The organism is Alcanivorax sp. HI0083, assembly GCF_001635175.1.
Map to the genome: position 1 here is coordinate 1 of NZ_LWFX01000462.1, position 8265 is coordinate 8265.

11 protein-coding genes and 1 tRNA gene are annotated in these 8265 nt (G+C 60.5%); 4 read left to right on the plus strand and 8 right to left on the minus strand.

The features are described 5' to 3' along the window. Window positions 1–384 (plus strand): aminoacyl--tRNA ligase-related protein (locus A3754_RS04715; protein WP_304439808.1); only part of this gene is annotated, 384 nt, incomplete at its 5' end. Between the two features lie 128 nt (window positions 385–512). After that, the gene (gene cysG, locus A3754_RS04720) at window positions 513–1898 is read left to right on the plus strand and encodes a siroheme synthase CysG (protein WP_063518961.1); all 1386 of its coding nucleotides are present in this window, start codon (window positions 513–515) and stop codon (window positions 1896–1898) included. Window positions 1899–1918: 20 nt separating this feature from the next. Here cysG and A3754_RS04725 read toward each other — a convergent pair whose 3' ends face one another. From A3754_RS04725 to A3754_RS04745, 5 genes are read right to left on the minus strand one after another with little or no spacing between them, the layout of a single operon-like run. Continuing rightward, entirely contained in the window at window positions 1919–2908 is a 990-nt protein-coding gene (locus A3754_RS04725; RefSeq protein WP_063518962.1) for a glycosyl transferase family protein, read from the minus strand. A 57-nt stretch (window positions 2909–2965) separates the two neighbouring features. Continuing rightward, complete coding sequence (locus tag A3754_RS04730) at window positions 2966–3220, minus strand: hypothetical protein (protein WP_063518623.1); 255 nt, start codon at window positions 3218–3220, stop codon at window positions 2966–2968. Further along, window positions 3220–3543 carry a hypothetical protein gene (locus A3754_RS04735; protein ID WP_063518963.1) on the minus strand — a complete coding sequence of 108 codons (324 nt, stop codon included), beginning with the start codon at window positions 3541–3543 and terminating at the stop codon, window positions 3220–3222. The genes A3754_RS04730 and A3754_RS04735 overlap by 1 nt, the downstream gene beginning before the upstream one ends. After that, window positions 3536–3907, minus strand: coding sequence for a sulfurtransferase complex subunit TusD (gene tusD / locus A3754_RS04740; protein ID WP_063518964.1), 372 nt, complete (start codon window positions 3905–3907; stop codon window positions 3536–3538). The genes A3754_RS04735 and tusD overlap by 8 nt, the downstream gene beginning before the upstream one ends. After that, complete coding sequence (locus tag A3754_RS04745) at window positions 3907–4602, minus strand: Bax inhibitor-1/YccA family protein (RefSeq protein ID WP_082872497.1); 696 nt, start codon at window positions 4600–4602, stop codon at window positions 3907–3909. Before A3754_RS04745 ends, tusD begins: the two co-directional genes overlap by 1 nt. 211 nt (window positions 4603–4813) lie before the next feature. Here A3754_RS04745 and A3754_RS04750 point away from each other — a divergent pair, with 211 nt between their 5' ends. Together A3754_RS04750 and A3754_RS04755 are read left to right on the plus strand one after the other, a co-directional pair. Then, window positions 4814–5497 carry a hypothetical protein gene (locus tag A3754_RS04750; RefSeq protein WP_063518965.1) on the plus strand — a complete coding sequence of 228 codons (684 nt, stop codon included), beginning with the start codon at window positions 4814–4816 and terminating at the stop codon, window positions 5495–5497. Between the two features lie 103 nt (window positions 5498–5600). Further along, window positions 5601–5688 (plus strand) — tRNA-Ser (locus A3754_RS04755). A 101-nt stretch (window positions 5689–5789) separates the two neighbouring features. On the opposite strand, the gene A3754_RS04760 is transcribed toward A3754_RS04755, so the two are convergent. The 3 genes from A3754_RS04760 to A3754_RS04770 form a co-directional block, all read right to left on the minus strand. Beyond that, window positions 5790–6833: an ArsA family ATPase gene (locus tag A3754_RS04760; RefSeq protein ID WP_063518966.1), complete on the minus strand. Its 1044-nt coding sequence runs from the start codon at window positions 6831–6833 to the stop codon at window positions 5790–5792. Beyond that, window positions 6833–7099, minus strand: a complete 267-nt coding sequence (locus A3754_RS04765; protein ID WP_063518967.1) for a cory-CC-star protein — start codon at window positions 7097–7099, stop codon at window positions 6833–6835. The genes A3754_RS04760 and A3754_RS04765 overlap by 1 nt, the downstream gene beginning before the upstream one ends. After that, window positions 7099–8265, minus strand: a 1167-nt coding sequence (locus tag A3754_RS04770; RefSeq protein ID WP_063518969.1) for a carbon starvation protein A, incomplete at its 5' end; no start/stop codon positions are given. The genes A3754_RS04770 and A3754_RS04765, both read right to left, overlap by 1 nt.

Consider the following 8265-nt stretch of genomic DNA (forward strand, 5'->3'; position numbering starts at 1 on the left):
GCTCTGGAAGCGCTCACCGGCCATGCCGAAGCGGTTTTGCAAAAACTGGATCTGCCTTACCGGGTGGTGATCCTGTGTGGCGGAGATTTGGGCTTTTCCTCGTCCAAAACCTACGACATCGAAGTCTGGCTGCCGAGCCAGCAGCGCTATCGGGAAATCTCTTCCTGCTCCAACTTTCAGGATTACCAGTCGCGCCGTATGCAGGCCCGCTGGCGTAATCCGGAAACCGGCAAGCCAGAATTGGTACACACTTTGAATGGGTCTGCCCTGGCAGTAGGGCGTACGCTGGTGGCGATTCTGGAGAACTATCAAAACGAAGATGGTTCCGTGACCGTGCCGGAGGCATTGCGTCCCTACATGAGAGGTCTGGAACGCCTGACGTAAGGCTGTTCTGGCGCAACGGCGGCGGATGCGGCAATGGGTGTTCGCCTATGGCAAACCTGTAACGAAGGGGTTCTGCCGTTTGCGCCAGGCGTAATGCATCTGGTGTCCGGCGTTTACCGGGAGCAAGCATGGAATTTTTACCGATCAGTTGGCGTTTGCAGGGCAAAGTGGCTCTGCTGGCTGGCGGCGGCGAAGTGGCGCTGCGTAAAGGGCGCCTTCTGCACCGTTCGGGTGCGGTAGTGAATGTGGTTGCCCCGCAAGTGTGCGATGAATTGCGCGCTATTGTGGCGCAGAGTGGCGGCGCCTGTATGGATCGTGTGTTTGCGAGCACGGATCTGGATGGGGTTGCGCTGGTCATTTGCGCCACGGACGATCGCAGCACCAATGCCGACATTGCCCGCCAGGCGCAACAGCGTGGTTTGCCCGTCAATGTAGTCGATGATCCGTCGCTGGGCGATTTCATCTTTCCTGCCATCGTGGATCGCTCTCCGGTGCTGATCAGTATCAGCTCCTCCGGCGCCTCGCCGGTACTGGCGCGTAAGCTGCGGGCCCAGCTGGAATCGTCCTTGCCTGCCCGTTGGGGGAGGCTGGCGGACCTGATGGCCCGCTTCCGTCAGCCCCTCAAAGAAAAACTCGATAATATCGGCGCGCGGCGCCTGTTCTGGGAGCAGACCCTGGATAGCCCGGTGGTGGAGAAAGTGCTGGCTGGCAAGGACAGCGAAGCGGAAGCCATGCTGGCTGCGGCCATTGAATCCGCTGATGCGGCCTGCCTGAGTCGGGGTGAGGTCTACCTGGTGGGTGCAGGTCCCGGTGACCCGGACCTGTTGACGTTCCGGGCGTTGCGCCTGCTGCAGAAAGCCGACGTGGTGCTGTACGACCGCTTGGTGGGCAAGGGTATCGTGGATCTGGCCCGCCGGGATGCGGAGTTGGTGTACGTGGGCAAGGCCCGCGATAAACACGCGCTGCCCCAGAACAACATCAATGAATTGCTGGTCCATTATGCCAAGCAGGGCAAGAAGGTGTGCCGCCTCAAGGGCGGGGACCCGTTCATCTTCGGCCGGGGTGGCGAAGAAATTGACCTGATTGTGGCTGAGGGCATCGACTTCCAGGTGGTGCCGGGCATTACCGCCGCCAGTGGTTGTGCTTCCTATGCTGGCATTCCGCTGACACATCGTGATCATGCCCAGTCTGTGCGCTTTGTGACCGGACACCGCAAGGATGGTTCGGTGGATCTGGATTGGGAGCATCTGGTTGGCGAGCACGAAACCGTGGTGTTCTACATGGGGCTGGTGGGCTTGCGGGAAATCTGCAGCCAGCTGATCGCCCATGGCCGTTCGGGCGATACGCCGATTGCGCTGGTGTCACGGGGCACGACCAATCTGCAGGAGGTCATTACCGGCACTCTGGATCAGCTAGCGGACGATATCGAAGGGCGGGAGATCCACGCGCCGACATTGATTATCGTTGGCAGCGTGGTCAGCCTGCATCCCAGGTTTGGTTGGTTCAAACCCTGAAAAGCGTAATCCGACATCGGTTAAAGCCGTGTCTTATCGCGGTTTTCCCACAGTGCTACGGCGTCTTTGCGCGCACTCTCCAGAGAGTCTGCCTTGTCGAGGCCCCACAGGGCTACGGCCACGGTATGGATAACGGCCTGTTCGCCGTATTCATCACGGCTTTCGCCGCGCCATACCCGCAGAATTGTGTCCGCACCGGGATCGCCCGGTGGCGTTTGCCGGGGCAGGGCGTTGTCGATCACGGCACTTTCCAGTGGCTTGCCGTGACGGATGCCCTGGATTTGCGTGCGTGCATCCGGGCGGATTTCCAGCTCGCCCCCTTCTCCCTTGAACAGGAGCAGGTCCCGATCACCGGCCAGCTTTGCCGCCCCTTGATGCAGTTCGATATAAGCCGGGTGGAAAACGCTCTGCATGGAGAGTGGTGCCCGGGCAGGGTTGAGGCTGCGGGCCAGGGTGTTGATTGGTGAGCGCAGGCCCAGGAAGTAACGCAGCGTGAGTATTCGTGCCAGTGGCGGGCAGAACTGTTCCAGGGGCAGGTAGGCCAGCCCCTGTTCCTCAAGGTGTGCGTGCGCTTCGGCGACGGTTTGCGCAACGGGCAGGCCCAGTTGCGGCAGAAGCTGATCGGTATACACGCGATTGGGCGTGTGCGCCGGTCCGCCATGGAGAAAAGTGCGGATGCCGTTGGTGGCCAATAGCACTGTTGCCAGCAGGTACCAGGGGTGGTGCTTTTTCTTGCCGGCATAGCTGGGCCAGTCCAGTTCCACATGGGGCAGCTCGGCAAGGGCCTGGTAGCAGGCGGGTCGGCAGGCATCAAGAAACCCGGCCAGCTCATCCGGTGTTTCTTCTTTTACCCGCAACAGCATCAGGAAAGCGCCCAGCTGAATATCTTCCACGTTTCCGTCGAGGATGGCCTGCATGGCCTCACGGGCTTCTTCGCGGGTGAGGCTGCGGCGGGCGCGTTTGCCGCGGCCCAGGGTGCGAACGAAAGGCGCAAAAGCATGTTCAGTCATGATTCCATCTCATCGGGTTTAAGGCGTGTTGCGTGAAGAATGGTACGTAGAGGCGTTTCAATACCAGCTGGTGCACGGGCCGTGTTCGGCGATCAGTGCGATCAGACCCGCATGATCTATCACCGGCAGGGCACTGTCCGGGAGTTGTAAGGATGAATGCGTCAGCAGGTAGCCATCTCCTTTCAGCTCCAGCTGTGATGCAAGTAACAGGCCTGCATCGGTGAAGACACAAATGTCGCCACGGGTGTAAAGCGCCGAGAAGCGCTGGTGCGTGTTGTTATCGTCAGGGGAAAAGCCAAGCAGGTGCAACATCAGAACACCAGAATCTGATCGCATTGGGTGCGTAATGATAGCAGTTCATCATGCCCAAGCGGGTCGGCGCTCACCGGGCAGGGTGCGGGGGGGGCGTTTTCCTCGCGTCCCGGTTTTTCGGTCACGCAGCGCACACCGAAGTCTGCGAGCTGCATCAGGGTGTCGTTGGGGCACAGTTTCAGCGTAGCGAGAGCCGGGGGCGTAAGCCACAGGGTGGTGGCCTGTCCGAACGCTGCACCGGTGAGCAGCATGTCGAGCATCTCCTGGAACTGGCTGGAAAAGGGTTGGCTGCCGGTGGCGATGTAGAGGGTATGGTTAGCCAAACTGAATCACCTGATCGCTGCTGATGAGGGCCTCCGCCCATTGCCCCAGTCCCGCAAGAGAGAAGCCTTCCGCCAGCGTGTTGTCCGTGTCGGTGGCGACAATGCCCCGACGCTGGGCGGCGCCCACACAAACCACGGCATTCACATCATGACGGGCAAGCCAGTGCTGCCACTGCTGGGCGGCATTGGCTTGGGTGCCATCACCGGTCCAGGCATGACGGTTCGCCAGATGCACGGCATCCCGGTAGAAGAACAGGCAGTGGAGTTGGTGATCGGGGGTGTCGAGAAGGGCTTGAGCAGTATGCAGGGCGGTCAACGCGGCGGCGGAATCCGCCGCCGCGTTGACCAGTAGCGAGAATCGCATTAATCGTTGCCGCTGAGAGCTGTCAGCAGGTGCAACAGGGACATGAACAGGTTGTAGATGGAAACGAACAGGGTCACCGTCGCCATGATGTAGTTGGTTTCACCGCCGTGGATGATGGCGCTGGTCTGCCACATGATCAGCAGGGAGGACAGCAGCACAAAGGCAGCAGATACCGCCAGGCTCAGCGCCGGGATGGCGAAGAAGATGTTGGCGATGCTTGCCCCGAACGCCACCAGAATACCGATCATGATGAAGTTGGTGAGGAAGCTGAAGTCCTTGCGGGTGACCAGGGCAATGGCCGACATGGCCACGAAAATACCGGCAGTGCCAGCCAGAGCGGTGGTTACGATCTCCATGCCGCCGGGGATCTGGGCGTACATGTTAATGATCGGGCCGGTGGTGAAACCCAGCCAGCCGGTCAGGCCGAAGACGGCCAGAATGCCCCAGGCGCTGTTGCGCAGCGCGTTGGTGGCGAATAACAGACCAAAATAGACACCGATGGTCAGCCAGACGTTAACGAAACCGATGTTGCTGGCCATGGCAAACCAGGACGCGCCGGTTGCCACAACGAGTGACAGCCCCAGCAGCATATAGGTGTTTTTCAGTACCTGGGCCGCGCGCTCCCCGGAAACGGCAACACCGTGCTGGTGGGGGGCGGAGTAGGGGTTGGTCGGGTTATTCATGATATCACTCATCCTTGCCAATTGTTCCTGTGATCATAAGGGCGAGGAGGCCAAAATCAAGCGTTAAACCGGCTTTTCGCCATGAGAAAGTGCCTGGTCATCCCGTGGGGATCATTGGCAACCATGGATGTGCACTTTTGTGACCCTTATCTCGGGATGGCAAGGCAAGTGCGTAATACTATTTTCGTACTGAAAATGCCTGAATTTAAGCCGAGGGGGCGTTATGGGTGCATTATCGCTGGCTGCCACTGAAAGTGAGCAAATCGAGCTGGCAGCGGTACAGGGCCGGCATTCTCTATACGAAGATCTATTGCGGGTGCCTGAGTTGGCATCGCGTCGCCATGAGCTGATTTTCGAACAGAAAAACCGGCTGCTGGGTCGGCAACGCCGGATCGTCCTGTTCAATGGCCGCTACCTGGAATGGACGGAGCAGCGGGGGCGGCGTGAGGTAACGCGGATTATCAATCTGGCGTTTCTGGCGGGCTCGCCGAATGCTTATCGTGAAATTGCCTGGCGGTCCCTGAGTGTTGCCCTGCTGGCGCTCATTGTTGCCGGGCTCCTGTTGGCCGTGGGGCAGACCGTTGCCGCGCTGGCAGCGCTGGGAGTGTCCTTGCTGGGGCTCGGCATTTGCCTGCGGGGCTCCTCCCGACGCCTGCTGTTCTATACCCGTAACGGGCGGTTGGTGATGTTCGACCTGTTTGATCAGCGTGGAGACAGAAAGCGCTTTGAAAAGGTGCTTGGCGCGCTGCAGCTACGGGGAGAACGAGCCTGGGCCCTTTTGCCCGACCGGAAAGAGCGGCTGGCGGCAGAAGTGGCAGAGCACCGCCGGCTGATGCAGGAAGGGGCTATCAACCAGGCGCAATACGAGCGCGCCAAGCAGCGCATCTTTCGTCGTTATTCCGATTGAGCTGAACGGGTCCGCTCGGCGATCAAAACTCAACCAGTCGTGCACGGTATTGTGGCTTCGACGTTGACTGGTCTTATTGCTCATGTATTATTGCTGCCACCTTGGAGGGGTGGCAGAGTGGCCGAATGCACCGGTCTTGAAAACCGGCGACGGGAGACCGTCCGTGGGTTCAAATCCCACCCCCTCCGCCAAATAAAAAGCCCGCACTTGATGAGTGCGGGCTTTTTTTGTGCCGCTCTGCGGCCGCGACACGGTTCACGCAACACGCAAGCAATACGCTTGTGGTTGAAGCTCAGTGATCCCCATTGCCGAGCAATCCTGCAAATGTCCGGATTGCCTCCAGTCCCTGAATGTCATCTTCCTGCAGTGGCAAGTCCTTGCGAGGTAGCGCGCCCAAAGCGTGTGCCAGCTCATCCATGTGCCGTTGCTGGCGTGCATGGCGGGCTGCGAAAAACGCGCTGTCTGTGGCATCCGGCAGCACCCGGTTAACCACGGCGCCCGCCACCGGGATGTCATTTTCTGTCAGGGAGGCAACGGCGCGTTGCGTCTCGAGAATGGGCAGTCGTTCAGGGGTCAGCACAAAGACAAAAGCGGTTTGCGCAGGGTCAGACAGTTGCCGGCGAGCGCGGTGGAACAATCGCTGACGGGCGATCAGTGTATCGGCCACTTCCTGGCTGCGTGGGTCCAGGCCTGCGGTGGCATGGTCGGTGGGATCTTGCAGGGGGCTGTCCACACTCTTGTCTGGTGTCAGGTGGCCTAACACCTGGCCCAGTTTGCGGGCCTTGTCGCTGTGACGCAGCAGGCCCTGGGTCCAGGCGGCCATGACTTCCGGCAGGCTTAGCAGCCGCAAGGTGTGGCCGGTGGGTGCGGTATCGAAGATCAACAGGTCGTAGTCGCGGCTGTCGATATCAATCAGCCGCGAGATGCGCTCCAGCAACGCAGCTTCCTGCGCACCGGGGGACTGACGGCTGAGGCGTAACTGCTTGTCCAGCTCGCGGAATTGGTCTGGAGTGGCAAAGCGGCGCATCTGGGCGCTGACCCGGTCCAGGTAGGCCTCGACTTCGTCATCCGGGTCCAGCTCCAGGGCGGTCAGTCCCGGCGCCAGACAAGTGGGCGACTTGCCGATGGGGCGGTTAAAGGCGTCCGCCAGGCTGTGGGCCGGATCGGTGGAGACCAGCAACACCTTGCGGCCCTGGTCGGCAGCGCGGATGGCCAGGGCGGAGGCGGTGCTGGTTTTGCCCACGCCGCCCTTGCCGCCCACCATAAGCAGGGTGCGGGAGGCGAGCAGGGCATCCAGATCAAGCTCAAGCTGTGCGGTGGTGTCGGTGTCAGCCATCAGCAGCAGCGAAAGTGATCAAGGGGGGAGCGCTCCATGCCCATGCGGGTGTGCCATTCATGAAAGCGCTCCATTAGCAGGGGCTGCAATTCCAGTGTGCTCCAGGCTGCCGGGTTGGGAACCCCCATCATTTCCGAGAAGACCAGCAGCATGAACAGGTCCTCTTCATCCCGTTTGGCGCGGGCAATGGCGGCGCGATAGGGGGCGTTGTAGTACTGCGCCCCGAGATCGCTGATGCGTTTGAGCCATTGTGCCGGCGTTGCCATTACAGAGGCTCCGGTGGCGCTTTGAAGGCGCGCTTGAGGGCTGCGGTGCACTCCAGCGTAACCAGCAGGGCCGCCACCAATACAACAAGGTCCAGCCCCAGGAGGAACCAGTCTTCCTTCTCGTAGAAGCTTTTCAGCTGCATCAGCAGGGCAAACAGGGTCATCACCAGCAGGAAAACCAGCGGCGCCAGGGTATAAATGGCCGGACGTCCGCGTTTCACCAGCATGATGGTAATCACCAGCAGGGTGAGGCCGGCGAGCAATTGGTTGGTGGTGCCGAACAACGGCCAGATCAGCAGGCCGCCGGAGCCATCGGCACCGCCTGCCCCAAACGCCAGCAGAAGGCAGCTGACTACGGCCAGTAGCGTGGCGGGCAGAGGCCGCGTCATCCATTTTTGCTGATAGATTTCGCCCCATTCCTGGAAAATATAGCGCTGCAGGCGCAGACCGGTGTCCATGGTGGTGCCGGCAAACAGGGCCGCCATCACGGTGAGCAGGGTGGCGGCAACGCCCACATCCATGCCCATGCCATTGGCAAGAATATTGGCGCCACCATCCACAAAGGCGGTCAGGCTGCCCTGACCAAAGGCCGTGTATACCGCCTGCCAGTCAGCCAGGGAGGCAAAACCGGCGGTGGCGGCAATGATGGCTGCCAGTGCCAGTGCGCCTTCGCCCACAGCACCGAAATACCCTACAAAACGGGCGTCTGTCTCCTTGTCGAGCTGTTTGGAGCTGGTGCCGGAGGCGACCAGGCCATGGAAGCCGGAGATGGCGCCACAAGCGATGGTGACAAACAGAAGCGGTAACAGGGAGGGCGTGCCGGCAGGAACGTCACTGTTGATCATCGGCGCAACAACCTGGGGGTTACCGAGCAGGACAGCACCGTAAAGCAGGATCAGGCCAACGAACAATTGCAGGCCGTTGATGTAGTCGCGGGGCTGCAAGAGCATCCAGACGGGAAGCAGTGAGGCCACCGCAGCATACGCAAACAACATCAGTATCCAGCTGGCGTTTGCCGAAAGCCCCATGACTTGATCGGGCAGGGTCACGGGAACCATGGGACCCACGTAAATCAGGCTATACAGCGCCGCCACACCGAGCACAGATACCAGGCCAAGACCAATGACCCGGCGATAGATGAGCTGGCCAATCACCAGTGCTACAGC